Here is a 24,616-nt window from a genome sequence, read left to right as displayed (position 1 = left end):
AAGCTAGATCACTCCAATCGGGATAAAATGGCTCGAGTTGCCCGTAATCAGCCCGCCGGCACGCCCCAACAAGCCGCACGGCTTCCCATTGATGACGAACATGCCCGTCAGGAGATGGTAAGACCCCGCCGCCGTCTCGATACGAGCCAGATCGGCTCTCTTCTGGTAGACGACCGGGAACAGCTCGCTCGTATCATAGCCGTCCTTGTCTTCGAGCTCCAGCTTGCCGTCCTCGTCGAATATCCGTACCGAGCCGCCTTCGCGGCCGAACATGGACTTGGAGACGAAGCCGCCATCGAATACGGGCTTGTTGTAGGTCGGGAGCAAGTAGCGCCGAATGGCGTCGTTCTCTTCCTCGTCGTAGAACGCGCCCAATTCATGCAAGCCCCACACCGCGGCCGTCAGCCCTTTGGATTGAAGCAGGATGCTGTGCACGGAATTGAACAGCTGGAGGTTGCCCATCTCGATCGCATAGGCCAACGCGTCGCCTCCGTCGTCGTAAGCCATCCATTCCTTCGGATAAAGGGCGAATAGGCGGCGAATCGGCTCCGCACGGCTGTCCTTCAAGATTCCTTCGTCCACCCACAGCTCCAGGCAATCGACGAGCCTCGGATTCAAGCCGCTATGTTTCGCCAGAGCCTCGATCGTGCCGGAATCCTCGAGATGAGAGCCGTATCCGACGCAAGCGATGGTGTCTGGCTTCTCGATGGCCCAAGCCTCCGCCAGCCGTTCCTTCATCGTCTCGTTGACGTTATCGATTCCGGCCTGACGGCATAGCCAAGGGGTCGCAATGGAAGCTTCCACGTAACCCGTCGGCGTGTCCGCGTTCAGCTCGAGCATCTTGATCTCGCCGTCCGACGAGATCGCGAAGTCAAACCGGGCATACCGGCTGATCAAGCCTTCAGGCGGAACGGGCAACAGATCGAGCATCTCCCACAGAACCTTGGGAACGCCGAGCAGCTCGTACAGGTCTCTTCTGCCGATAAGGTAGCGGACCGTGCGATCCAATAGTCGCCATAGACGTTCGGAAGCTTGCTCTAGCTTCTCGTAGACGGAACGGTTCATGCCGACGACCTGGTCCAGCCAATAAGCTTCGTCCTCAAGGTCAGCCCAAGCGAAGCCTAGTTCTCTCAGCTGTTCCACCTTGCGAGCTCGATTGTCGTCCGGCCGTCCGATCACTCGGAACGTTTCCGTCATCCGCCGAAGCCTCCCGACGACTTCGAGCCGGAAGAAGAGCTGGACGACCCGGAACTGACGCTGCTGGACTTGCCTCCGATCCCTCCGGGAGTCGATGAAGTCGAGCGGCGAACGATGGAGCCCGAAGAGTTGGACGTCTTAGGAGACACCGTCGATCCGGTCACCGTCTTGTTCTGGAACGCTCCGGACGAATAAGACTTCGGCTTGTAAGGCGTGTTGCTGCCGTATGTATAAGAACGGTGGCCGCTCGACCACGAATTCGACGAATACGAGCCTCCGCCGTTGAATAGCAGATGGTAGAGGAGCAGATCGTCCCACCCGAAGCCGGACGAGTACGTATGGACGACCGTCGTCCCCCCGGACCCGCCTCCGCCCGCGGCTCCTTGCGCCGGTTCATCGGTCGGTACGGGCTGCTGGTCGAGTTCCTTGTCTGCCGGAAGCGGCAAGTTCCAATCGACGGCAGCGTCGTAATACTTCTTGACGGCTTCGCTGGACCATTCCACCAGCTTGGGACCGGCTTCCGCGTCGGCACCCGCGGAGGCGGTTGGCGTAGGCGACGCCGTCTCGGCACGCGCGCCGGCGGGCAGGAACGCTAAGTTCGCCAGCAAGGCGATCCCGAGAGAAGTCGAAAGGATTCGCAGCGGCACTCCGTCTTTGGTGAATAATTTGTGGAGGATGAGTTCATCCGTATTCCGATCCGGGTTCGAATTCGGCATCCGATCGGATTTCGCATTCGGTTTGAATTGTTCCGGTTGCATGTCCATTCCTTCTCTCCTATTCAACTCTTGTTATCCGAGACCATTAATCTTCATGAAGCATCTTGACGACCAGCAGCTCCATCCGCTCCAAGTCCAGGTTCAATCGGCCTTCGAGCGTTTGGTATTCCTGGCTGCCAAGTACGCAATAGTTGACGTGATGGAGGGATTCCAGCATCTCGTGCGTCCACTCCCTCTCATCGATAGGGACAAGGCTTCCGTCCCGGTTCTTCTCCAGCATGACGACTTTCATCCATTCAACGGCTCCTTCGGATTCGAATGATACATTCGACTATTATAATACATAAATATTGTTTATGTGGTAATTCAAGCAGAGAAACAATCACCCTCATATAACTTCCATTAGGCTCCCTTGGTTGCGCTCTTTACCTAGTTATTTAGCTGACAACAGAAAAACACCTCCAATGCGGTTCCTTGCACCATTCGATGCGAGGGATACAGTTGAAGGTGTTTTGATTTGTCTCGCTCTAAGGGGCAGTCCCGTTTATAGATGCTCTTGCAAATGGTCCGGAACGTTCTCCTTCTTCCGCTCTTTGATCACGCGTCCAAGCGTTTACCCATATACTGTTGATCACAAGGAGCGTTTCCCGCACAAGTACTTCGCATATTGGAGCGGGCGCTGATAGACGACGGACCGATTGGGGACGCCTCGGTATAGATCCTTCTGCGGCTTGCCGTTCAATTCGATGATCCAAGGATGCGCATCGCTGTCCAATGCGACGTCAACGCTGAATTCGCCCAGATGATAATCCGTCTCCATGTCGATGATCTCCGCCGTCCGGAGGCTGATATCGTAAATGGAAGTGACAATGGCCTGAACCTTGTCCGGCGGATACAGCTTCTTAAGGACTTCCTGCGACAAGCAGGATTTAACGAAGATGCTCGTATTATAGCTGCCTTTGTAGGCGATCCGGCTCACGAGATTCGTGACGGACCACAATCCCCGATCATTCTTCTGCACAAGGGAACGAATATCGAAGACCTGCCCGTCGAGCTGATGGATCGGGATTCCCTTCTGCACGAGGTAAGGAGTTGAACCTACCAGCTTCCGGATATGGTCTTGGAAAAAAACGCTGTCGCTCGTCGCCGTCTTCGGGGCGAAATAGTGCTGACCCACGCGGATATCGCCTAAGGAATCGATCTCTGCACGGTAAACGCCCTTGCCCATGCATCCGAAATAAGGTTTTATATAAATTTCCTTATGACGTTCCAGCATGCTCATCAGATCCGCTTCTTCATAAGGAACGGTCTCCGGCAGATTAGGTTCAAGCCACCTATTCAGCTTATTATATATGGCCAGCTTGTTCAGTTGATTAATGTGATTAAAGAAATGCTCCCCACCGATCTCGGCACCAAGCCTTTCGATAAGCGGCGTATTCGAGCCGTAACAGCGATTATACACGACTTTGGGAAAAGGAAATCGGCCGATCGACCACCTTCCTCGGATTCGACGCATTCCGATAATCTTCCGACGGTTCCAATCGATAGAGGATGGAGTGAAAGCGATCAGCTGCACTCCTGCCGTGTTGTGCGATAAATATTGGTTAAGCACGTACTTTCTTTGCGCTCGATTCGCGACCAGAATTCCTACGAACCCATTATTGACAGTCATGGCCGGCCTCCGTATAGATATCGCAAGATTCGTAACATCAGGGTATGTCGTCCATCCCGTTCGCGCATGGACAACAATACAACGCAACGCAAAAAAAGCGGATCCGAGCGGGTACGCATCCGCACCAATTGGAATAGGGTAGGAGCGGGCAGTCTCATCGGACGTTTAACCCGGCCCGATCACATTAAACAAGGAGCGTGCAAGTAACCGATGGGTAGATTACCAGGTCCTCCCGGACCTCCCGGGCCGCAAGGCCCTCAAGGGCCACAAGGCCCGCAAGGATTAACCGGCCCGCAAGGCCCAGCGGGCCCGCAAGGGCCGCAAGGTCCCCAAGGCCCCCAAGGCCCACAAGGTCCTCAAGGCCCTGCCGGTCCCGCTGCTCAAGCGTCGTTCGCTTTCCTGTGCAGCTCGGTCGACCAGTCCGTTGCCCCCGCTCCCGCTCCCGGCGGCCAAGGCGGGGCCGTTACGTTCAACGACGCCGTGATTGACTCGACGAACGTATCCTTTACCTCGCCCTCCACCGTTAACATCCTGACGACCGGATTCTATCGCATTACTTGGGAAGTGTTCCCGAATGCCGGCAACACCGCCTTCGGCTTGTTCTTCGACCCGGACGGGGCCGGTCCGATCGCTCCATCTCTTGTTCCTTGCAGCAACTACGGTTCGAGTTCGGGCAACCAAACTTATCCGGGCCAAGTCGTTGCTCGATTGACCGCCGGAGGAACGCTGACGCTAAACCGGATCGACAACATGGGTGCGGTTACATTGCAAGCGAGCATCGGCGGCGGAACGCCGGTCACAAGCGCGTCGCTTCTTATTGAGAGATTGGCTTAAGCGGCCCATCGGTTAGAAGGAATACCGCCCATCTGAACATCAGATGGGCGGTTTTTTTGCTTTTATGCTTCTTGCTCCTTAATCACCTGCTCGATCCCCAGCAGAACCAGCTTCAAGCCGAACTCGAACGCCGCGTCTGTCCCCATCAGCTCGAACAGACCGTTCGTGAACATTCTCTTGAATAGTCCCGCCTCCGAGTCGCTCATGGTGTCCAGGAGACGGATCATCTCCTCCCCCGGAAGCGCATCCGCTCCCTTCTCCATAAGGATCGCGGAGACATTGCGCTCATGCTGGTAATCGTCCATGACGAAGTAGAAGACATAGTTCGCAAGCGTCGTCACGACTTGCATTTTCTGATCCTGCCCAAGCGGAGTCGATTCCACGCAGAGCAGCATGCGGTTGGTGAACCGAATGATGTCCGGTTCGTGGGGCAGCGTCATCATCATGAGCTGCGAGGAGCAGGGATGCCGGCTGAGCACCTTTCTTATCGTTACCGCAAGACCAGTCAACTGCTCCTTCCAATCCCCGTCCGAACGGAACTCCTCCAGAATGATTTTCGATACCTGGCCCGCCAGACGTTGATAGAGATTCTGCTTGCTCTTGAAGTACCAGTACAGAGAAGGCGCCTGAATTCCCAGCCGGTCGGCCAATCGCCTCAAGCTGAATTTCTCGATGCCTTCCTCCCCGAGAAGCTCCCAAGAGGCTTCCAGAATCCTCTCCTCCGAGATCTGAGGTTGCTGCTTTCTCATCGGTATCCGCCCTTTTATCTAACAGTGTAAGATTATTTCTTTACAGGTTCCTGCCTTCATGATATCATCTAACACTGTAAGGTTCAATCTAACGCTGTTAGATAAAACTCGAAGAAAGAAGTGACTTCAATGGATACGCAGAATCTCCATTACTTTGAGAAGGCGCCGATCGCCAAAGCCGTCGCTCATTTCGCTGTCCCGATGATGCTCGGAACATCGATGAGCGTCATCTATTCCATCCTGAACGCCTATTTCCTTGGAACGCTCCACGATTCGGCGATGTTGACCGCGCTTGCTTTAACCCTGCCTTTATTCGCGATTATTATGGCGCTAGGCAACTTGATCGGCATGGGAAGCGGCACCTTTATCTCCCGTCTGCTTGGCGAGAAAAAGTTTAATGACGTTAAACAGGTGTCTTCCTTCGCCTTCTACAGCAGTATCGCGATCGGTCTGATCGTGATCGCCGTCGGTCTCCCTTTGATCGATCCGATCGTTCATGGCTTGGGAGCGACGCCGGATTCCTTCGGGTTCACGAAGGACTATGTCACCGTCATGCTTATCGGTTCCCCGATCGTCGTCTTGTTCTTTACGCTTGAGAATATCGTGCGTTCGGAGGGGGCGGCCGTCACGTCGATGATCGGGATGATTCTTAGTGTTGTCGTGAACGTGATTCTCGATGCGCTGGCCATCTTCGTATTCGGTTGGGGGATTATCGGCGTTGCGTCGGCGACGGTCGTATCCAATCTGGTTGCCGTCGCCTTCTACGCCTACCATATGGGCTATAAGAGCCGAATCTTAACGATCTCTGCCAGATGGTTCCGGGCTTCGAAGGATATTCTGAGCAATGTGTTTAAAATCGGAGTTCCCGTGTTTGTCATGAGTGTCTTCTTGGGGGCCATGTCGCTTATCTTTAACCATTATCTTGTCGATTATGGGGATCAAGCCGTTGCGGCCTACGGAATCTCATCGCGATTGCTGCAATTTCCGGAGTTTATCCTGATGGGCTTGTGCGAGGGAGTCGTGCCGCTCATTGCCTTTACTTTCACTGCGAATAAATTGCGGATGAAGACCACCATTGGCTTCACGATCAAAGCGATCGCGGCGTTGGCCGTCGTGTTCGGAATTGTCGTTTATCTGATCTCCGGCCGCTTGATCGGCTTGTTCACGAATGATCCTGCTTTAATCGAGATGGGCAGCTACATTCTGCATGTAACGTTCTTGTCCTTGTTCATCACGGGAATGACCACGTTGTTCACGGGGATTTTCCAGGCAACTGCGCAAGGAACCGCAGCGTTTATCATGTCCGTCGTTCAAGGAATAGCGTTGATTCCCGTTTTGTTTATCGCCGATCGATTGAACGGCTTCCACGGGGTGGTCTGGTCGCTTGTCATTGCCGACGCCGCCGCGTTCCTTGTCGGCGCTATCCTGCTGGTCGTACTCCGGAACCGATTAAAGCCGGATTTGGAGATCTTGGTTCAATAACATTCCCATCATGAACGAAAGGCACCGTCCATCTCCCTCTCTCGAATGCTTATCATTTGGCCGATTCAACCGATTTATTCGGTCTGATGGCGAATAGAACGATCAAGGCAGCCGCGCAGCTTACGGCGAATAGCAGCCAGAACAAAGCGGAGACGGAATTCTTGTTGATCCAAGCCGCCAGAGGAGGTCCGGCCGCTACGCCTAGAAACCGGATGCTGCTATAGAAGGAAGTAACGGTTCCCCGCTGCTCCTTCTTGATCCCCTCGGTCAGAATCGCATCCAAGCTGGGTAGGGCCGCCCCGAGACCAACCGAACCGACCGACAAGACAGCAATCAGAACGCCGTTCTTATCTCTCCCTGCAATAGCCAAGTAAATCATGCAAGCCGTTGCGAGGATGAACCCGGCCACGCTGATCCACTTCATCAGACGTTTGTTCTTGCCGCACCACTTCCCTACGGCCCATGAGGTCGAGCATAGCGCAGCCAACGGAATGGCAACCAATCCGCCTTTGGCGATGCCGTCGATTCCCCTGTCCTCGAGCGTTTCGGACAAGAAGAACAAGGAGGCGAATAGAACGAACATATTGATGCCCCCCGACGCAAACACCCCCCATAGCCAACGTCCTTGCGTTCGAAACAGCTCTCGTACGCTTTGGATGAAGGCGCGGAACCCCGGAGCCTTTTCCTTATCCTTGGGCACCTTCACCCATATGGATACCAGAACGATCGAAACCAGACAAAATACGGGGATGGACCAGAAAGGCATATACCATGCCCAATAGGCCAACGCGGAACCAAGGATGGGGCTGAGAACCTTGCCGAAGGTGTTCGCCGTCTCGACGATCCCGAGTCCGTTCGTCACGTCCTCGTCCCTCTTAAACAAATCCCCGACCAGAGGCAGCACAACGGGAAAACAAGCCGACGCTCCGAGACCCTGCACCAATCGTCCCACCATGATCATGGCGTACGGCTTGTCCATGGCGGTGGAAGCCCAACCGGTGAACGCTCCGGCGGCCGCGACGATGATTAAGCCGGGCAAGATCACTTTCTTCCTCCCGATCACGTCCGATAAATAGCCCGCCAGCGGGATGAAGAAGATCGCGACCACCGCGTAGGCCGTAATGATTAGACTAGCTTGGAATGCGCTGATCCCGATTTTTTTCTGGATGACGGGAAGAACGGGGATTAACATGGAGTTGGCTAAAGTCATCGTTAGCGGAATCGTCGCAAGCGCGGCCAAATCCCTTTTTTTCTTTTTTTCCATGGATGGCCCTTATCCCCTTTAGAGTTCTAAAACAGGACGGCAGTCAATTCCCCAAACCGTATTTCAAGCATTTCCCATTGCCTTTGTTTTCTTTCATGTTCGGCTGTCGTTTTTCCATCCGCTCCGCATACGAACTACGGACATGTACACACGCAAGGCTCCGCCTTGTACCGTAAACTAATTCAATTCCTTGGATAGGAGTTGAATTATGAAAGCACTTGTCACAGGCGGTGCCGGTTTTATCGGGTCTCATCTCACGGAAGCATTATGCTTAAACGGCGCGGAAGTCCACGTTGTCGATAATCTGTCCAGCGGGATAAGAGACCATGTCCATCCAGCCGCCCGTTTGCATGTGGCAGACATCACGCATGATTCCATCTCAAGCGTTATCCAGACGATCAAGCCCGACATCGTATTCCATATGGCCGCCCAAGCGGATGTCCAGAGCTCGATACTAGATCCCGCTCACGATTCGAATACGAACGTCGTCGGAACCCTTCGATTGTTGGAGGCCTGCAAGCGATCGGACGTACGCAAGCTCATCTTCTCCTCTACTTCGGCCGTATACGGAGAAGTTAACTCTCTTCGGAAGCAAGAGAATATGGCTCCCTCCCCCATCTCCTTCTACGGGTTGTCCAAAGAAACCGCGGAGAGAAGCCTTTATCTGTATCATCGATTGCGACGGCTTCGGTTCACGATCTTACGCTACAGCAACGTATTCGGACCCCGCCAGTGTTCCCATGGGGAAGGCGGTGTCATCTCCGTTTTTCTGTCCAAACTGAAACGCGGACTCCCGTTAACGATTCATGGTACGGGGGAGCAAACGCGAGATTTCATCTATGTCCGCGATGTCGTGGAAGCGAATCTCGCAGCCGTCGGCCGCGGAGACGGGGAGACCATTAACGTAAGCTCGGGGCTCCGAACGTCAATCAACCAGCTTGTATCGTTGCTGGAAGGGATTCACGGTCCCGATCTGAGGGTCGAATATGATCTTGCGAGACCCGGCGATATCATGGATAGCTGCTTGGATAACGGCAATGCGGAGCGTCTGCTCGATTGGAGGCCGCAAGTCAGCTTGATGGAAGGATTAGAGGAAACCTATCGTTCTTTCTGATTGGAAATGAACATGCCCGCGAATCCAACCCAAAAGAACCGTCTCAGATGAGATCGGTTCTTTTGGGAATGGCTATCTTTGAATTTACGGGATGGCTCATCTTCTAATTAATGCTATTAATTAAAGACCTGTAACGATAAGATCGCTCTCCGTAACAGCCCAATCGCCGATCGGAGCCACCGCGTAAGACACGCCGGCCTTGAGCTCGCCGCCGTTCTGCAGATCGAACGTTCCCGTCGCTCCCTTGCGGGTTTGCACGCGATATTGAGCCGTTAATTCGCTGCCGTCGCTGCCCGTAAGCTTAACGGAACGGAAGGCGAACAATTCGTCCCCCGGATCGCTGTCGAGGGTAACCGCGAGCGTCTTCGAATCCGTTGCTTGAGCGGACGCAAGCTTCAACGGTTCTGCGCTGCCGGCGACGAACGAAGCGTTCTTCGTCTCGAACCAGTCCGCGGATACCGTGTACGTGACGCCGGACACCAGCTTCTGTCCTGCCGGAAGCCGGAACTTCGGCTCTTGCTTGCCGTCCGTCGATTGGGTATAGCCGACGTACGATACCGTCATCGGCGCTCCGCCGGCCGGAGTCAGAACGGCCGTGCGGTTCCGCAGCGAAGAGATGATCTGCAGCGGCTTGCCGTTCAAGGTATTGCCCTCTCCCAGAACAAGAGCGTTCGAGCCCCGTCCGTCCGCATAGGCGGAGATGACATAGCCATAGTCGACCACGCCGTTCGCGAGAAGCGCTTCGACCTCGAACGTATCATTCGTCACTTGACGGGCTTGTTCGAAGCGAATTCGCTCGCCGCTTCCCGTGAAGGTGAACTTCTGATTGCCCTTATACGTTAGCGTGTAGCTCTTGCCCTCTTCCAACGTCGTGACCGGAACGATATACGTATTCGTAGAGCCCGTCTTCAAGCGCGGCTGATTAACGATCGTCAGGCCGCCGTCGAACCGGAAGGTCTCCGCCGAGCGTTCGATCGTCTCGTCGTTCAGGGACATCGGTCCCGTCGTCGTCACTTCAAGCGCGATGGAATCCAGCGCCTTCACCGACAGGATGCGCGCTTCGTCGGACCGTACCGAGGCTTCCGCTTTCACCAGGAGACGGGCGGTCTTTCCGCGGGTGGCCGGGCTGCCGCCGTCGCTGATGGCTTGCATCCAGCTTCTGGCGCTTAACGCGTCCCGCTGAACCGCCTTCGCGACCCATGCTGCAAGCTCTTGTTCGCTGACGGCTTTGTTCGGATCGAAGTCGTCTGCGGCGAACAGGCCGTTACCGATCGCCGTCTTGGCGAATGGCGCGTACCACTTGCCGTTATGTTCGCTGCCGAGTGTCGATTCGCTGGAAGCGGCCGGCTTCAGCTTCAGGGCCAGAACGAGCAGCTTGGCTGCTTCCGCCTGAGTAACCGTTTGGTTCGGCCGGACCGTTCCGTTCCCGTAACCGTTGAGGACACCCTGTTCCATCAGCAGCTTCACGGCTTGCCGAACGGCGGCGTCCATGCTCTCGGATATCGCGACCGCTTTCGGCGGGGAGCTCGCGGTTGCGGCCGAAGCGGCGGCCGGAGCGATGGCGGCTACGCCAAGGGCGGCGGCCAGCGTCCAGGCTGCGATCGTGCGGGATTCTTTTCTCATCGGGTATCTTCCTCCTTGGAATTGTCGTCATGGCTTGGCTCTTCTTCATCCTAACGCCAAGAGTTGAACAATCCCGATAGAGGAGATTAACAATTTATGAACGGGAACATAACAATTGCGTCGCTCGATCGTAGCGCTCAGACCGTGAAGCGATATCCCGCGCCCCATACCGTCTCGATGAATTGAGGATCGGAGGGCAGCGCCTCGATCTTCTCCCGGACCCGCCGGACGTGCACGGCCACGGTCGAGATATCCCCGGCGGATTCGAGCCCCCAGAGCCGTTCGAACAAATCCTCCTTGCTGAACACGCGATTGGGATGCTGGGCCATGAACGACAGCACGTCGAATTCCCTCGCGGTCAGAACGACTTCTTCTCCCCGGACGTAAACTCTTCTCGCGGACCGGTCGATCGTCAGCTCGCGAATGCGAAGCTGCTCCGGGTCGGAGGCTCTTCCAGCCAGTCGCTCGTATCTTGTCATGTGAGCCTTGGCCCTTGCGATCAGCTCGCTCGGGCTGAACGGCTTCGTGACGTAATCGTCCGCTCCGAGCCCGAAGCCGCGGATCTTATCGATCTCCTCGCTTCTCGCGGAGACGATCAGGATCGGGACGTCAAGCTTGTTCCGAATTTGCCGGCACAGCTCCAGCCCGTCCGCTCCGGGAAGATTCAGGTCAAGAACGATTAGATCGAACCCGTCCTTAAGCGCCATCTCCAGCCCTTGCGGAGCGTCATGGGCGAGCTCCGCCCGCATGCCGTTCAGCTCGAAGTAATCCCGTTCCAGCTCCGCGATCGCGACCTCGTCCTCGATGATCAAGATTCGTTTCATCCGTCTGCCCCGTTTCTCTTCTTGGTAGTCTGTAAGCCAATAGCCGCGTCGGCGGCGCTTCCCGTGTCGGCCAGCGGAAGACGGATGATCATTCTGGCGCCTTCCCCCGAGGCGCTCACGGCTTCGATCGAACCGCGGTGTCCCTCCGCGATCTGTTTGGCGATGGCCAGCCCCAGGCCGCTGCCTCCCGTTTCGCTGTTGCGGGACGCATCCCCGCGATAGAATCGTTCGAAGATAAAGGGCAGCGATTCGGCGGGAATGCCCGGTCCGTTATCCTCTACGGCCAACAGCGCATGGGCTCCTTCGGTTCCCACTCGAATTCCGATCCTCTTCTCCTCCCGGTTCATGAACTTCACGCTGTTCTGGATCAAGTTGCCGAGAGCGCGCATCAGCTTCGAACGGTCGGCCATGACGAACAGGGGTCCCGGAGACGCGACGTCCAGATCGACGATGAAGCCTTTGCCCTCCAGCTCTAGCGCGGATTCTTCCGCCGCATCGCGAGCGAATGCCATCAGGTCGACGCGTTCGAACGAATAAGGCTCGCGCCTTAAATCCAGCTTGGAATAGAGCAGCAGTTCGTCGACCAGGCGCCCCATGTCGGTCACTTTCGCATGGAGGGTACCGACGTATTTCTCCAGCTTGTCCGGCGTATCGGCCAGCCCGTCGCGAATGCCTTCCACGTACCCTTTGATCGTCGTGATCGGCGTTTTAAGATCGTGCGAGATGTTGGAGATCAAGCTTTTGCGATTCTCCTCGTATTGAAGCTGAAGCTGGATCGATTCCTTCAGCCTTCGCCTCATCTCTTCGAACGATTGGCTCAGCTGCCCGATCTCGTCTCGCGACTGCGGCTTCAATTCGAATTGCAGATCCCCTTCCTTGATCTGGTCGGCCGAACGCTTCAATACTTCCAAAGGACGGATCATCGTCCTGGTGATGTACCGGTAGAGAAGCAAGCCGGTCAGCATGATGACGGCTAGCAGCACGACCCCAAGAATCGGAAGCAGCGTTCGGACAAGCTCCGCGAACGGGCTTCGCTCCTTCATCACATATAAGCTCCCTTGCGTACCGTCCGGATAGGGAAAGTCGAATTTCGCATAGGAGAAAAACCGATTGCCGACGTTCAGCGTACTTCGGATCGAGAGATTGTCGGCATCATAACCGGGCAGAGCCGACAGCATCTTCGGTTCCCCGATCGACGGCGACGAATAGAGCAGCTTATTGTCTCTCTTGACGAACAAACCGGCCTGAACCATCTTCAGCTGTCCGTCGTAATCCGCCAATAAAGCGTCGTCCGCCAGTCGTCCGGGATCCTGCTTGGCCAAATACTTTAGATCCAGGAAGATCGTTTCCTCCTCGTCGGTTAACGGATGCAGGGAATAATGGATTTTGTAGAAGCTGCTGATGCTTCTCATATCGCCCGTTATGGCAACGGACAGCAAATACGAGGTCATCAGCAGAAGAACGACGGCGACCGCAAGCACCGAACCGAAGCTCAGCAGCAGCCGAACCCGAATGGACATCCGCTTCTCCCCCTTTTCTTCCGGTTCCCCGGTACGAATATCTCTCGCAGAGAGCTCGTGCTCTAACCGAACAAAGAAACCGCCTCTCGCCGGCGAGAAGCGGTTCTTCGCTTTATGCTTGCGGCGCGGACCGCATCCGGCGATGGAGTTCCTTCACTTGCTCCGCCAGCTCCGGAACCGGTCCTTCGACCGGCGTGTCCCGAATAACGTCCTGGATCCTCAGCGTACGCACCTTCGGTTCCGCCGCGCCTAACTCGCGAAGCCATCCGGCCAATTGCTCGGACGAGCTCGCGTATACGATGCGGCCCAGTCCGACCCAGCCATGGGCGGCTGCGCACATCGGGCAGTGCTCGCCGGACGTATATACGGTCGCTTCGCTCCGCTGTTCCGGCGTCAGGTGATTGGCCGCCCACCGGGCCAGCGCGAATTCCGGATGCTGCGTGTGGTCTCCTCCCGCCACGCGATTGCGGTCCTCCATCAGAACGGTGCCGTCGCCTGCCGCGAGGATGGAGCCGAATGGCTCATCGCCGGCTTCCAGCGCTTCCGCGGCCAGTTCGACGCAGCGTCTGAGATGCATGAGATCGATATCGTTGATCATGCTCGTCCCTCCTTCTAATCCTTCTGCTATCATGGTAGCATGAGGAGATCGATAGGAGAAATATTGTTTATATCGCCTTTAACTAAGGTTTTGCATATACATCCGAAGGGGGAATCGGCATTGGACATTCGGCAGCTGCGCTACTTCATTGCTATCGTGGAGGAAGGAACGGTCTCGGGCGCCGCCAAGCGGCTGCACCTCTCCCAGCCTCCGTTAAGCCAGCAGTTGAAGGCGATGGAACAGGAGCTTGGCGCCCTTCTCCTGGAGAGAAACGGCAAACGATTGGAAGTGACCGAAGCGGGGAATCGATTGTACGAGTATGCCTTGCAGATGGTCGAGCTGATGGAAGCGGCCAAGTCGGAGGTAAAGGAAGTCGGAAGCGGGCTGAACGGCCAGCTCTCCATCGGAGTCAATACCCTGTCCGTCTCCGGATTGTCCTCCGTCCTGCAGGGATTTCAACGGGAGTATCCGAAGATCACCTACAAGATCCATCAAGGGGAATCGTCCCATCTGTGCCGATTGGTTCGCGGACGCGAGGTCGAGCTCGCCTTTATCCGGCTGCCCCTTGAGCTTGGGGACGATCTAACCGTCCTGCATCATGAACAAGAGCCGTTCTATTTGATTTCGTCGGACAAGAATCCGCTTGGGGACGAACGGGAGATCTCGCTGGCAGACGTCGTCGATCTCCCGCTCCTGCTCCCAAGCACGCAAGGGCTGGGCGTCCATTATTTGATTCTGAAGTCGTTCTCCGAGCTTCGATTGGAACCGAAGCTTCGGGGGGAATGTTCGGATATCGCTCTCTTGATGAGCTTGGTCGCGTCCGGCTTCGGCGTTTCCATCGTTCCGGAATCGCTGCTACATCATTATCCGGGTTATCCGATCATCCGACGACGACTTTCCGGCGAATCCGGATTGACGTCGCCGATCGGTCTTGTCGCTCTGCGCAACCATCGCCTGTCGAAGGCGGCCCGGAACTTTATCGATCTGTATCGCTGCCATTGAGCGGCCGCTTCCTATTCCTCAACAAGGAGACCGTTAGGGAAGTGGATACGCCAAGGGAGAACAGGGTCAGCGCCAGGAAGAGCAGCATTCCGATAAAGGGAACGTTCAGCATCGAGACGAGCAGCATCGCGCCTGCGCCTGCTCTCGCCCATTCGGGCTTGTCTTCGAAGATTCGAATCTGTTCTCCGATCGTTTGGCTGACGATCGTGATCCCGATGCCAAGAGCGATGAAGAGGAATAAAGCGAAGATCAGGATAAACGGGATCCCGACGATCGTGAGCAGCAGCACGACGCTTACGGCAAAGATCAGCAAGCCGACAAAGAAGCCTGCGGCGAACAGCTTGCCCCTTGGCGAGTTCCGGAACCGGTCCACGACGGCCGCCGTTCTCCTTCTCCCGATCGCAACCATAAGAATGGGCACGATGAACAGAATTAAACTGGCCGCGAGCTTAAAGGCTCCGAGTCCGAGAATAAGTCCCGTGCCGATGATAAGGCTGTTGACCGTCGCGTTGTCGAAGGAGATACTCACGATATCATTCGTAACGTCCGCGCCTTCTTCTTGGTGCAGATGGCCCCCGATCACGACGATGACTCCTTTGATGCGAGCGGTCGAACTCACGTTGACATCGCCGTTGACGACCACGACCGAGTTGCTGACGCTGCCCGCTACGGTTACGTCGCCTCCGACGACGACAACGTCGACAACCGTTTGACCCGCGGGAACCGTCGTATCCTGATGGTCGTACAAACTTGCGGCATGGGTAGACGAGATTGGGAAGATGAGCATTGCGATAAACATCAACAAGGACAATTGCAGGAGTCTGCGCAGCGTACTTCCCCCTTTCTATTGGGTCGTGCTTCGTAGGATTCGCCGGAGCGAGAACCCGGATAACAAGGAGATTCCAATCGCTATCGCCAAAGCCGTCACCCATACGGCGGGAATGGATGAAGCCACATGGGACACCACGTATGCGGCCGTTACCATGAATTTAACGGCAACGGTAATTAACTTTACAAGGATGGAGCCATAGAAGAAGGACAAAGCAACGAGAACGGTTAATCCGATTAGCGGAATGCTCAAGGAACCCGCCTTCGTCAGAGTGGAAGGCTTTCTCTCTACGGCCTCTACAGCTTGCAGGATGCGGACTTCCATTCCTTCCGGCGCTTCGATCCGTTCATAATGCATCGCGACCTCGTTCTTCATGTCCCTTAATTCCGTCACTAAGTCGAAGCAGGATTCGCATTGGGCGAGATGGAGGTCCATACGCTGCCGCTCGGCGGGATCCAATTCTTCATCGATGTAGGCGGAGATCCATTCGAATGGATGTTCCTTCATTCTTCCTCTTCCCCTCTTCTCATGGCTAGACGGAGAGCGAGCCGGGCCGAATTCAGTCTAGACTTCACCGTTCCGACGGGAATCTCAAGCATTCGCGCAATCTCTTCATAGCGGAAGCCCTGAACGTCATGCAATAAGATAATCTGACGATGATCCAATGATAATTGCTTCATGGCCTCTTCGATTGTCATTTTCAAATTCCGGACTCGCTGCTGCTCCTGCGCGCTGCTGATCTCGATAGCGTCTAACGCTTCGACGGAAGCTGCTTTTAACCGTTCTTTGCTTCGCTTCCGAAGACGATCCGCGCACAGATTGGAGACGATTCGATTCAACCAGGAGACGAACGAGAATTCGTTCTCCAGCCGCGGCAATGCCGCGAAGCACTTCAGAAAGGCTTCTTGCGCGATATCCTCCGCTTCCATGCGATCCCCTATCATCCCGTAAGCATAGCGATACACATGATCTTTGAATCGATGGACAAGGATAGCGAAGGCGTCCTTGCTCCCTCTTCTGGCCTCCCGAATGATTCGGTTAAGCTCTTCGTCCAAACAGGATCAGCCCCTAAGATGACGATAATAGGTATGGGGGTATGGCAAGCTTGGGTCTCGTCCATAAACGTTTGCTTCGAATCGCCCGATAAATCTCCAATGTCGCCACGATTAACGTGAACCAGAGACCGCCGAACACGAATCCTGCCGCGACATCGCTCGGAAGGCTCATTCCCGTATAAACCGCGCTTAACCCAACCAGAACGCACAAGCCAAGGACCGCGAGGAAGGCTGCCACTTGAAAACGAGATTCCTTGCGATGCCGCAGCAGCAAGTAAACGGAGAAGCCGTAAACCGTGACGGTCATGAAGACCTGCTCGCTTGGAAAAGAGTACAAGCTGTCGATTGGCCCCAAACGGTGGAACAATCGACGAAGGGCTTCATCCAATCCTTCCCCTCCCGCCATCGCGACAGCGAAGAACGCGAGCTCCAGCGCGCGGTTCCGGCTGCTGAACGCGATGTAGACCAAGGCAGCGGCCATGGGGATAAACAAGTAAGGGTAAGCTCCTATCCGAGTTGCGCGTTCCAACGAGCTCATCCAGTCCGGAGTAAACAGCCTCTCGACCAGATAACCGGCCGCTAGATCGAATCGGGTAAACTCCTGTGCCAGGAAATCCTGGATGAGTCCGATCGTAAAGGAGAAGAACACAAGGAACAGAACGCATGCGGATCCAATCAGGAGCTGTATTTTCCCCGCCGATCGGAACCGCTGAATCCCCTTTTGCAAGAGGACGTCGAGCTTCTGCTTGATCATCGAACGATTCTTGCGAATGATCGTTATCGTTACATAGCATACCGCCGTTAAGAGACCGATCGCAAGCATATACGAGTTTATGGTTGCATGATACTCCTGCCATTGCGGCCCGAGCAGCTTCCCTAAGGTGACGAAGACGAAGACCCAGAAGAAGGCGCCCGTATAGGCATATCCCGCAAATCTGCGAAAAGGCATCCGCGTCGTTCCCGAGAAGTAACCCGTGATATGGCGAATCCCCGGAATAAAATAAGCGATTACCAGCATTCTGCTTCCGTAGCGATCGAACCACTTGGAGATCCCTTCCAGCTTGTCGGGACCAAGATGGAAGCGAGCGCCGTATTTATGGAAAAAGGGATAACCGAGCCGATACCCTATCGCGTAGGCAATCGTCATTCCGAGCGAAGCTCCGAGTCCCGCAATCGCCATGCTGGCTATCCAATTCAGGCGTCCGCCATAGACGATAAGTCCCGCGTAGGTCATGATGAGTTCCCCCGGAAGCGGCAAAGCCATCAACTCCAACAGAAGGGCGAAGAAGAGAACAACGTATCCGTAAGACTCCAATAAATGCGTCAACATATCGCTAATGTGGGTCATGGCTTCCCTCCTATCGGCGCTTGATGAACGTTCAAGGCTTTTGCTTTGGCCCCTTGCAGCCATTCGTATAGAATCGGAATGACAAGGAAGCTGTTTAAGGTAGAAGTGATCATCCCTCCGATCACGACGATTCCCAGCGTCTGCGATACGACGGCGTCTCCCTCATGGGAGAATGCCAGCGGAAGCAGAGTCAGTACCGTCGTTCCCGCCGTCATGAAGATCGGGCGCACGCGAGACAAGCTTCCTTGCATCACGGCCTCTCTTAATTCCATTCCTTCTCTGCGGTTGCGTTCGATCTTATCGATCATGACGATCCCGTTCGTGACGACGATTCCGGTCAGCATCAGAACGCCGACGAGCGCGGCCAAATTCCATTGTCCGTGAATCAGATAGAGCGAGATCACGATCCCAATCCATGCCAGAGGGATGCTGACGAGTACGGCTAGCGGAGCTTTCAAGCCTTTGAAAACAAAGCTGATGATCATTAACACGAGCAGAATGGACACCGTTACGGCAACGACCATCTCTTCGATCATCTGGGTAACTTGCTGGGATATTCCGCCCAACGAGTAGCTTACCCCCTTAGGCAGCTCGGTATGAGCGAGTGCCGATTGGACTTGCTTGGAGACTTTGCTCATGTTGCTGGCGACGATCTGCGTGGTTACGACCGCGAATGGCTGTCCGTCCCGCTCTTGGATCGAGGTCGCCTCGCTGCTCGTTCCTATGGTTGCGAACTGGTCGAGTCTTACGGATTGCCCGTCCTTGGCTTGGAAGGTCTCGGCCGATAATGCCGCCAGAGCCTGCTCGGTCCCCGCTTCGGACTTCGCCCCGCTTCCGGAATGAACGGGGTCTAAATAAACGTCGACTGGGATGGCTCCCTTGGATGTCGGGATATCGAAGTCCTTGCCTTTCGCCATATAGCGGGCGATCACTTTGTTGACCTCATCCATACGGACGCCGTACTTCTCCATCTGGTCTTGATGAAGTCGGATGGCATACTTGGTTGCCCCATTGGTCAGATCCGCTTTGCCGTTCACGCTTAGACCGTCAATGGAAGCCAGGCGAGTACGGATGGTTTGAGCGGCGGATTCGAGAGTCTTCTGATCCGCGCCGGTCAGCATGATCTTCATCTGCGAGTCATCGCCGGCAATGTTCTGGTTCGAGACCGTAATGACGGACTTGCCGGCAATCCGGTTCAGCGAGTCCTGCAGAGAGGCGATAAACGAGTTCAGATGCTTCTTGTCATGCAGGGTCAGGGAGAGATTGGCTACATTCGGCTGCTGAATGAATCCCCCTCCTTGATCGAACACGTCGTCGGCTTGCGGAGTGAAGGTCGAACCGAAGCTGGCCGAATAGGAAGCCACGTTCCGGTCTTGCTTAAGCGCGTTCTCGACGAGCTTGACTTGGTCGTCTACTTGAGCTAGCGTGCTGCCCTTCGGCATCTCGACTTTGACGGCCACTTCGCCGGATGCGGTGCTCGGAAGAAGACTGAACGGAAGTTGCGTCGCTAGGGCCGCCGCTCCGATCAGGAGAGCTAACGTGATGCCAACCACCGTCTTCTTATGCTTGAGCGCCGCTTGAAGAATCGGACGCATAACCGGCTCCAAGGTGACGGATTTGGCTTGGTTCCCTTTCCACCCCATATAGGCAAGCGACGGGATAACGAGCATAGCGACCAAGAAGGACACGGCAATGGCGATTACGACAGACCAGGCGAATCCGGAATAGGATGCTCCTACGATCCCTCCGATCATCGCGATCGGAATATAGACGGCTACCGTCGTGGCCGTCGACGCGAAGATGGCCGGCAGCATCTCGACGACCGAGGAAGACAGAACGCGAATCCGGGATTCGTCGCCGTCTTTGCGTTCTTGCGTCCTCCGATACATATTGTCCAGAATGACGATCGCATCGTCCACGATGCGCCCCATCGCTACAATGAGTCCCGAGACGGTCAGGATGTTGAGCGTGATGCCCATCGCCTTAAGCAACGCGGTTGTCGCAAGGAGCGAGATCGGCAAGGAGACTGCGATTATGAGGGTCGAACGGATATTGCGGAAGAACACAAGCACGCATATCATCGAGAACAAGCAGCCAAGCAGCCCTTCTCTTAAGAGCCCCTTCAAGGATGCATTCAGATCATGCGCGCGATCCAATAACAAACTCATCGCGACATCGCCGTTCTGCACGTCGGAGAGATGGGCAACCCTGTCTTTGACCTGCTTGGCGACATCGATAAGGTTCGCCGATGGCGTCTTAATGACGTCAATCGTTACGCTAGCCTGCCCGTTCGTTCGAGACACCGTTTTGACGTCGGTAAGCGAGTGAGAGATGTCGGCTACGGCAGCAAGAGCGACGGTGTCCCCTTGTTTGTTCTTGATGGGCAGATTGCCGAGCTCCCGATCGGTCGCATCCCAGCTTTGGACTTGAATCGGAATCGAGGCGCGAATATTCGCGAGGTTGCCCTGAGACCAATTCGGCAGAGCCGCGGACACGGATTGGTTAAAGTCATCCAGCGTCATTCCGCTCTTCTCAAGGTCTCTCATTCGGATCGTAACGACGTAGCCATTGTTTGCTCCGCCCGTCGTATGGACGTCGGCAACGCCGGGAACCGATTTCAACTGTTTGACGATGCCGGTTTGCATGCTGGAACGCAGCGTCGTTTCGTCGATCTTGCCGTTGCCGGCCGTGAGGCTGTAGCTCAGAATGGGGAACGTGCTTGTCGTCAGCCTCGTCACCGTCGGCGCATTGACGCCGTCCGGAAGCGTAACGGCAGCGAGCGCTTGCTTCGTGTCGCTCTCCGCTTTCTTCATGTTGTCGTTCATCGGGAAGTACAGATTCATTAAGAGGCCGCCGTCGTAGGAGGTTGTCTCGATATTCGATAACCCGTCCACGCTCTTTAGCGCATCCTCCAGCTTGGAAGTCAGCTGCGTTTGAACTTGATTGGCTTGCAAGGATGAGGCGCGCAAGGAAACCATAAGAGTCGTGTTGGTGATTCCGGGCATATAATCTCGCTGCATCTGCAGAGCGGCTGCGCCGCCCCATGCAAGAATGAGAATGACAAAAATAAGGATAATGGTAGACCGTTGCATAACGGACGCAATGAATTTGTTCATCGGGGAAGCCCCTTTCGGTTGGTATATCTCAAAGGACTCCGCAAGTGCCTATTTTGTTCGTCGATGATTAACTTTTTTCGTTGGGGGATTATGGATGTTATGAAGCCTATATTTTCAATGCTCCCGCTCTAGCGCTGTTCCTTCGATTTTCTAAGGTACTCGTATTCTATCCTGCAAGAGTAATAAAAAAAAGGAACGGAATCATTCTCCCGTTCCGCCTTATTTGCTTATCGATAAACCTTCACCTTAAGCTCGTCCAGTCGCTTGAATTCGTAGCCTTGCGCCCTTGCTTCATCGATAATCTTGCCCAAAGCCGACGTATTGTCGCTCGAGACGGAATGAAGCAGGATGACCGCCCCGGGATGCAGCTGATTGACCACGCTCGAATACGCAAATTGCCAGCCCTTCTGCCTATTGGGTTCCCAATCCCGGTAGGCAATCGACCAGAAGACGTTCGTGTAGCCGTTCTCCCGGCAAACGCCGAGCACCCGGTTGTTGAAGATGCCTCGAGGCGGACGAACGTAACTCATCGTTTGCTGCGGCGTCTGTCTGGCGACCTCCTGGCGGACCTTCTCCAGCTCTTGCCGGATCTGTTCGTTCGAGACTGTCGTCATATCGGGGTGACTCCAGGAATGGTTGCCGATCAAGTGCCCTTCGAGGACCATCCGCTTCAGAAGCTCCGGCTGCTCCCTCACATAATGGCCCGTTACGAAGAATACGGCGGGCACCTTCTTTTCCTTCAGAACGTCAAGGATTCGGCCGGTAAAGCCGTTCTCATAGCCGTTGTCGAAAGTCAGGTACAGCTCTTTCTTGTTCGTATCCCCTAAGAAAATGGCTTCGTTATTCTGCATGACGCCCATGAAGCCCTCTTCGGCAATGGATGGCAGCTGTCCGCCTCGGCTCTTCTTAAACCCGAAATGATAAGGCTCGGCTCCGCTGGCCGCCCATAATGGTTTCACTTCGCACAGCAGCATAACCATTACCAACATGGTCACAGCGACAGCCAATTTCCGTCTCAATCGTAATCCCCCAATGCAAAGTGATACGGGTTACTCTTTGCATTGAATTTTCCAATTATGCAAGCGGGTTGAGAACTTCGTTTGATTGGCAACCTATCGGTCTATAAGTACCGATTCCGGATGACACCCATGTGATGAAGTTCGTGTCCTGCGATGCCGTACGCGATAGCGCGCGCCGTAACGCTTACGTCGTTGGCCGTGCCTTTACGGGACCACGCCTCTTCCGGTAAGCCGCGTAACAGCGTGATCGTCGATTGCCTTACGGCCCGATAGTCTTCGGCCACTTGCCCGATTGTCCAGTCTTCGAAAGGAGACATGAATAATTCCTGGTCGAAACCGGGCAGGGGCGTCTGGTCCCCTCTTGCGAACCGGAGAAGGCGGTAGGCCATGACACGTTCCCCGTCCGCAATGTGGCCCACGATTTCCTTCAGCGTCCATTTCCCCTCCGCATACCGATACGCGCCCTGGCTCTCGGTCAACGATGCTAACAGCTCGGACATTTGCTTCTCCTGGGCGAGCAGAATGTCGATGATGTTGCCTTCCGGCACCAACCCGATATAATAGCCGAAGTCTTCGGCGTATTCTTCTTCTAACGGTCTTTGGTTCATGCGTAGTCACCTCTATATGAAGATATTGAGAATTATAGCACTCTTCATAACTATTGAAGCATATTAAATTCATGGCTAAAACAGAGCGGTATCCTGCCTCCTATCTCCCGGTCCTTACAAAAAAAAACCGCGCAGAGCGCGGCTTCCTATGGGTATTCGCAAGTAAGTTAATAGATGGTCGGAACCATTCCCCCGTCCATGCGAATCGGGGATCCTTTGAAGGCGGAGGCCATCGGGCTGCAGACGAACGCGGCCAAACGGCCGATCTCGATAGGCTGAATGAACCTTTGAATCTCCGATTGAGGCAGGTTCGCGGCCATAAAGTGCCTCTCCTTCTCGGCGAAGGTCATCGCTTCATCCGAGTAAAGGCTCTCGATAATCTGCTTCACGTTCTCGGATAGAGTCGGACCCGGCATTATCGTGTTGACGGTAACCTCCGAGCCGCGAGTCAGCTTCGATAGGCTCTTGGACAGCGATAGCAGCATCGACTTGGTCATCGCGTATTGAGGCATTTGCCCGGAAGGCATGACGGCCTCTTCGCTTGCGATAAAAATAATGCGTCCGTACTCCTTCTTCAGCATTGACGGCATATAGAACCTGGACAAGCTGTTGGCCGCCAGCACGTTCGTGCGGAAGTACTTTTCCCATACGGCATCGTCTGCCTCGTCGTAAGCCATGATCTCGTAAATGCCCATGCTGTTGACCAAAATATCGACCTCGGGAAACTTCTCGAACAAAGCCTCTCTTTGCCGCTCATCGACGAGATCGGCCGTTGCATTCCGAGGCTGCGTATCAGGGAAGGCCTCTTGAATCTCCAAGATCGTGCGCTCGACATCGTTGTTGTTCCGGCCGTTTATGAGTACATTAACTCCTTCTCTAGCAAGTTCTATGGCAATCGCTTTGCCTATCCCTCGGGTTGAACCCGTTACCAAAGCCGTCATCTTCTTCAATCCCATATCCATCTGGCTGCACTCCTTATGCGTAGGATAGAGATTATGATACTTCGATTTCGCTACTTGGTAACTAGCGCGGAACGCCGACGTTCTTGCGCGACGCGCCAATTGGCGGGAGTATCCCCTTCCCAGGAACGGAATGCGCGATAGAAGGAGTTCTGATCTTCGTAACCGACTAGAAAAGCGACCTCTTTAATCTCCAGCGATGGATCCGACAAATACGCGACCGCTTGCTCATGTCTGGTTTGCGCCATCAGGAGCTTAAAGCTAGTGCCTTCATCGGACAGCCTGCGCTGCAAGGTACGGTTGCTGATGCCCAAATCGCTTGCGACAGCTTGAATGTCGGCAGGCCCTCCCGACATGCTTCTCGATAGGATCGCCTTCACCTTATCGCTCAAGGAGAGCTGCCGTTGTTGTTCATTCAAAGTAGATTCCAGAACGGGCGTCAGAATCTCGAGAAGCTCTTGGTTGTGCGACGTGAAGGGGCGCTCGAGATCCGTGCTCTTAAAGGTTAGGCTATTGCGCTTCATTCCTGTCCGAACGCTGCAGCCAAAGAATTCTTCAAGAACGTTAACTTCGCCTACGGATTGGACGAACTCCACCGAGATCGGCTTCAGAGGATAGCCTGTTCCCCGGCGCCCGAGTTCAAGCAGATAAGCGAGCGTAATGCCGAGAAGTACCGGCGGTCCAGGCTGCTCGGCATGCTGCCACTGCAGCTCAATAGAGACTAGCTCGCCTACTTCCTGAATGCTTAAGTTTTCAGGAGGGCACATTTGCTTATATCGTACCATTCCGTTCAAGGCATCCCGGTAGTTGCGAGCATGGAAAGTCGCCAAGGCGGCAGGAGGATACAGCGCCGTTTCGAAAGCTGTCGCCAGCTTAACGATTCCCTTGGCCGCTTCCCCAATGAGATCGGAATAGGCCTGCCAGATCGCATAATATTGCTCGGTAGAGACAACCGGTTCATGGATGACGGATAGAGGAAGCTTGGCTTGCCGAACAACGTCTTGGGGCTGCAAATTCAGGCTTCTTAAGCTCGTCCAGAATCCCTGCGCAATCTTGATTCGGTCTGCGGTAGGAGCAATCATGTTGT

23 protein-coding genes are annotated in these 24,616 nt (G+C 55.0%); 4 read left to right on the top strand and 19 right to left on the bottom strand.

What is annotated here, in order from left to right:
• Nucleotides 1-3: 3 nt before the first annotated feature.
• From ELR57_RS11335 to ELR57_RS11320, 4 genes are all read right to left on the bottom strand, one after another.
• Nucleotides 4-1,197, bottom strand: a complete 1,194-nt coding sequence (locus ELR57_RS11335; RefSeq protein ID WP_126959182.1) for a glutathionylspermidine synthase family protein — start codon at nucleotides 1,195-1,197, stop codon at nucleotides 4-6.
• Nucleotides 1,194-1,961: a hypothetical protein gene (locus tag ELR57_RS11330; protein WP_370452252.1), complete on the bottom strand. Its 768-nt coding sequence runs from the start codon at nucleotides 1,959-1,961 to the stop codon at nucleotides 1,194-1,196. The genes ELR57_RS11335 and ELR57_RS11330 overlap by 4 nt, the downstream gene beginning before the upstream one ends.
• A 37-nt stretch (nucleotides 1,962-1,998) precedes the next feature.
• Complete coding sequence (locus ELR57_RS11325; protein WP_126959181.1) at nucleotides 1,999-2,205, bottom strand: hypothetical protein; 207 nt, start codon at nucleotides 2,203-2,205, stop codon at nucleotides 1,999-2,001.
• A 339-nt stretch (nucleotides 2,206-2,544) separates the two neighbouring features.
• Nucleotides 2,545-3,585 carry a YheC/YheD family protein gene (locus ELR57_RS11320; RefSeq protein ID WP_126959180.1) on the bottom strand — a complete coding sequence of 347 codons (1,041 nt, stop codon included), beginning with the start codon at nucleotides 3,583-3,585 and terminating at the stop codon, nucleotides 2,545-2,547.
• Between the two features lie 210 nt (nucleotides 3,586-3,795).
• Between ELR57_RS11320 and ELR57_RS11315 the strand changes: the two genes are divergently transcribed.
• On the top strand, nucleotides 3,796-4,419 hold the full coding sequence (locus ELR57_RS11315; RefSeq protein WP_126959179.1) for a collagen-like protein: 624 nt from the start codon (nucleotides 3,796-3,798) through the stop codon (nucleotides 4,417-4,419).
• A gap of 62 nt (nucleotides 4,420-4,481) precedes the next feature.
• On the opposite strand, the gene ELR57_RS11310 is transcribed toward ELR57_RS11315, so the two are convergent.
• Nucleotides 4,482-5,168 (bottom strand): TetR/AcrR family transcriptional regulator, encoded by a 687-nt coding sequence (locus ELR57_RS11310; protein WP_126959178.1) that lies wholly within the window; start codon nucleotides 5,166-5,168, stop codon nucleotides 4,482-4,484.
• Nucleotides 5,169-5,297: 129 nt separating this feature from the next.
• Here ELR57_RS11310 and ELR57_RS11305 point away from each other — a divergent pair, with 129 nt between their 5' ends.
• Nucleotides 5,298-6,650: an MATE family efflux transporter gene (locus tag ELR57_RS11305; protein ID WP_126959177.1), complete on the top strand. Its 1,353-nt coding sequence runs from the start codon at nucleotides 5,298-5,300 to the stop codon at nucleotides 6,648-6,650.
• 52 nt (nucleotides 6,651-6,702) lie between these two features.
• Here ELR57_RS11305 and ELR57_RS11300 read toward each other — a convergent pair whose 3' ends face one another.
• Complete coding sequence (locus ELR57_RS11300; protein ID WP_126959176.1) at nucleotides 6,703-7,914, bottom strand: MFS transporter; 1,212 nt, start codon at nucleotides 7,912-7,914, stop codon at nucleotides 6,703-6,705.
• Nucleotides 7,915-8,122: 208 nt separating this feature from the next.
• Between ELR57_RS11300 and ELR57_RS11295 the strand changes: the two genes are divergently transcribed.
• Complete coding sequence (locus ELR57_RS11295; protein WP_126959175.1) at nucleotides 8,123-9,028, top strand: NAD-dependent epimerase/dehydratase family protein; 906 nt, start codon at nucleotides 8,123-8,125, stop codon at nucleotides 9,026-9,028.
• 120 nt (nucleotides 9,029-9,148) lie between these two features.
• On the opposite strand, the gene ELR57_RS11290 is transcribed toward ELR57_RS11295, so the two are convergent.
• The 4 genes from ELR57_RS11290 to ELR57_RS11275 form a co-directional block, all read right to left on the bottom strand.
• Nucleotides 9,149-10,651, bottom strand: a complete 1,503-nt coding sequence (locus tag ELR57_RS11290; RefSeq protein ID WP_126959174.1) for an S-layer homology domain-containing protein — start codon at nucleotides 10,649-10,651, stop codon at nucleotides 9,149-9,151.
• 137 nt (nucleotides 10,652-10,788) lie between these two features.
• Nucleotides 10,789-11,475 (bottom strand): response regulator transcription factor, encoded by a 687-nt coding sequence (locus ELR57_RS11285; protein ID WP_126959173.1) that lies wholly within the window; start codon nucleotides 11,473-11,475, stop codon nucleotides 10,789-10,791.
• The gene (locus ELR57_RS11280; protein WP_126959172.1) at nucleotides 11,472-12,995 is read right to left on the bottom strand and encodes a sensor histidine kinase; all 1,524 of its coding nucleotides are present in this window, start codon (nucleotides 12,993-12,995) and stop codon (nucleotides 11,472-11,474) included. Before ELR57_RS11280 ends, ELR57_RS11285 begins: the two co-directional genes overlap by 4 nt.
• A 112-nt stretch (nucleotides 12,996-13,107) precedes the next feature.
• Nucleotides 13,108-13,593: a nucleoside deaminase gene (locus ELR57_RS11275; RefSeq protein WP_126959171.1), complete on the bottom strand. Its 486-nt coding sequence runs from the start codon at nucleotides 13,591-13,593 to the stop codon at nucleotides 13,108-13,110.
• 120 nt (nucleotides 13,594-13,713) lie between these two features.
• On the opposite strand from ELR57_RS11275, the gene ELR57_RS11270 reads away from it, so the two are divergent.
• Complete coding sequence (locus ELR57_RS11270) at nucleotides 13,714-14,595, top strand: LysR family transcriptional regulator (protein WP_126959170.1); 882 nt, start codon at nucleotides 13,714-13,716, stop codon at nucleotides 14,593-14,595.
• Here ELR57_RS11270 and ELR57_RS11265 read toward each other — a convergent pair.
• The 9 genes from ELR57_RS11265 to ELR57_RS11225 all read right to left on the bottom strand — a co-directional run bounded on the left by ELR57_RS11265 (nucleotide 14,570) and on the right by ELR57_RS11225 (nucleotide 24,611).
• Entirely contained in the window at nucleotides 14,570-15,382 is an 813-nt protein-coding gene (locus ELR57_RS11265) for a hypothetical protein (RefSeq protein WP_126959169.1), read from the bottom strand. The two genes, ELR57_RS11270 and ELR57_RS11265, sit on opposite strands and share 26 nt — an antisense overlap.
• A gap of 57 nt (nucleotides 15,383-15,439) precedes the next feature.
• Nucleotides 15,440-15,931, bottom strand: a complete 492-nt coding sequence (locus ELR57_RS11260; RefSeq protein WP_126959168.1) for an anti-sigma factor family protein — start codon at nucleotides 15,929-15,931, stop codon at nucleotides 15,440-15,442.
• Complete coding sequence (locus ELR57_RS11255) at nucleotides 15,928-16,479, bottom strand: RNA polymerase sigma factor (RefSeq protein ID WP_126959167.1); 552 nt, start codon at nucleotides 16,477-16,479, stop codon at nucleotides 15,928-15,930. Before ELR57_RS11255 ends, ELR57_RS11260 begins: the two co-directional genes overlap by 4 nt.
• Before the next feature lie 13 nt (nucleotides 16,480-16,492).
• Nucleotides 16,493-17,827, bottom strand: a complete 1,335-nt coding sequence (locus ELR57_RS11250; RefSeq protein WP_238162484.1) for a VTT domain-containing protein — start codon at nucleotides 17,825-17,827, stop codon at nucleotides 16,493-16,495.
• Nucleotides 17,824-20,943, bottom strand: a complete 3,120-nt coding sequence (locus ELR57_RS11245; RefSeq protein ID WP_126959166.1) for an efflux RND transporter permease subunit — start codon at nucleotides 20,941-20,943, stop codon at nucleotides 17,824-17,826. The genes ELR57_RS11250 and ELR57_RS11245 overlap by 4 nt, the downstream gene beginning before the upstream one ends.
• A gap of 227 nt (nucleotides 20,944-21,170) precedes the next feature.
• A complete protein-coding gene (gene pdaA, locus ELR57_RS11240; RefSeq protein WP_238162503.1) occupies nucleotides 21,171-21,923 on the bottom strand; it encodes a delta-lactam-biosynthetic de-N-acetylase in 753 nt (250 codons plus the stop codon).
• A gap of 140 nt (nucleotides 21,924-22,063) precedes the next feature.
• Nucleotides 22,064-22,570 carry a DinB family protein gene (locus ELR57_RS11235; protein ID WP_126959165.1) on the bottom strand — a complete coding sequence of 169 codons (507 nt, stop codon included), beginning with the start codon at nucleotides 22,568-22,570 and terminating at the stop codon, nucleotides 22,064-22,066.
• Nucleotides 22,571-22,737: 167 nt separating this feature from the next.
• Nucleotides 22,738-23,532 carry an SDR family NAD(P)-dependent oxidoreductase gene (locus tag ELR57_RS11230; RefSeq protein WP_126959164.1) on the bottom strand — a complete coding sequence of 265 codons (795 nt, stop codon included), beginning with the start codon at nucleotides 23,530-23,532 and terminating at the stop codon, nucleotides 22,738-22,740.
• Nucleotides 23,533-23,582: 50 nt separating this feature from the next.
• On the bottom strand, nucleotides 23,583-24,611 hold the full coding sequence (locus ELR57_RS11225; protein WP_126959163.1) for an AraC family transcriptional regulator: 1,029 nt from the start codon (nucleotides 24,609-24,611) through the stop codon (nucleotides 23,583-23,585).
• Nucleotides 24,612-24,616 lie beyond the last annotated feature (5 nt).

Origin of the sequence: Cohnella sp. AR92, assembly GCF_003990975.1 — a bacterium.
GTDB lineage: Bacteria > Bacillota > Bacilli > Paenibacillales > Paenibacillaceae > Cohnella.
The sequence above is the reverse complement of the archived record's forward strand: the minus strand, read 5'-3'. Positions and strand labels throughout refer to the sequence as shown.

Coding starts and splice junctions, on each gene's coding strand:
- ELR57_RS11335 (WP_126959182.1), bottom strand. CDS start 1,197: ATGACGGAAACGTTCCGAGTGATCGGACGGCCGGACGACAATCGAGCT.
- ELR57_RS11330 (WP_370452252.1), bottom strand. CDS start 1,961: ATGGACATGCAACCGGAACAATTCAAACCGAATGCGAAATCCGATCGG.
- ELR57_RS11325 (WP_126959181.1), bottom strand. CDS start 2,205: ATGAAAGTCGTCATGCTGGAGAAGAACCGGGACGGAAGCCTTGTCCCT.
- ELR57_RS11320 (WP_126959180.1), bottom strand. CDS start 3,585: ATGACTGTCAATAATGGGTTCGTAGGAATTCTGGTCGCGAATCGAGCG.
- ELR57_RS11315 (WP_126959179.1), top strand. CDS start 3,796: ATGGGTAGATTACCAGGTCCTCCCGGACCTCCCGGGCCGCAAGGCCCT.
- ELR57_RS11310 (WP_126959178.1), bottom strand. CDS start 5,168: ATGAGAAAGCAGCAACCTCAGATCTCGGAGGAGAGGATTCTGGAAGCC.
- ELR57_RS11305 (WP_126959177.1), top strand. CDS start 5,298: ATGGATACGCAGAATCTCCATTACTTTGAGAAGGCGCCGATCGCCAAA.
- ELR57_RS11300 (WP_126959176.1), bottom strand. CDS start 7,914: ATGGAAAAAAAGAAAAAAAGGGATTTGGCCGCGCTTGCGACGATTCCG.
- ELR57_RS11295 (WP_126959175.1), top strand. CDS start 8,123: ATGAAAGCACTTGTCACAGGCGGTGCCGGTTTTATCGGGTCTCATCTC.
- ELR57_RS11290 (WP_126959174.1), bottom strand. CDS start 10,651: ATGAGAAAAGAATCCCGCACGATCGCAGCCTGGACGCTGGCCGCCGCC.
- ELR57_RS11285 (WP_126959173.1), bottom strand. CDS start 11,475: ATGAAACGAATCTTGATCATCGAGGACGAGGTCGCGATCGCGGAGCTG.
- ELR57_RS11280 (WP_126959172.1), bottom strand. CDS start 12,995: ATGTCCATTCGGGTTCGGCTGCTGCTGAGCTTCGGTTCGGTGCTTGCG.
- ELR57_RS11275 (WP_126959171.1), bottom strand. CDS start 13,593: ATGATCAACGATATCGATCTCATGCATCTCAGACGCTGCGTCGAACTG.
- ELR57_RS11265 (WP_126959169.1), bottom strand. CDS start 15,382: ATGCTCATCTTCCCAATCTCGTCTACCCATGCCGCAAGTTTGTACGAC.
- ELR57_RS11260 (WP_126959168.1), bottom strand. CDS start 15,931: ATGAAGGAACATCCATTCGAATGGATCTCCGCCTACATCGATGAAGAA.
- ELR57_RS11250 (WP_238162484.1), bottom strand. CDS start 17,827: ATGACCCACATTAGCGATATGTTGACGCATTTATTGGAGTCTTACGGA.
- ELR57_RS11245 (WP_126959166.1), bottom strand. CDS start 20,943: ATGAACAAATTCATTGCGTCCGTTATGCAACGGTCTACCATTATCCTT.
- pdaA (WP_238162503.1), bottom strand. CDS start 21,923: ATGGTTATGCTGCTGTGCGAAGTGAAACCATTATGGGCGGCCAGCGGA.
- ELR57_RS11235 (WP_126959165.1), bottom strand. CDS start 22,570: ATGAACCAAAGACCGTTAGAAGAAGAATACGCCGAAGACTTCGGCTAT.
- ELR57_RS11230 (WP_126959164.1), bottom strand. CDS start 23,532: ATGGATATGGGATTGAAGAAGATGACGGCTTTGGTAACGGGTTCAACC.
- ELR57_RS11225 (WP_126959163.1), bottom strand. CDS start 24,611: ATGATTGCTCCTACCGCAGACCGAATCAAGATTGCGCAGGGATTCTGG.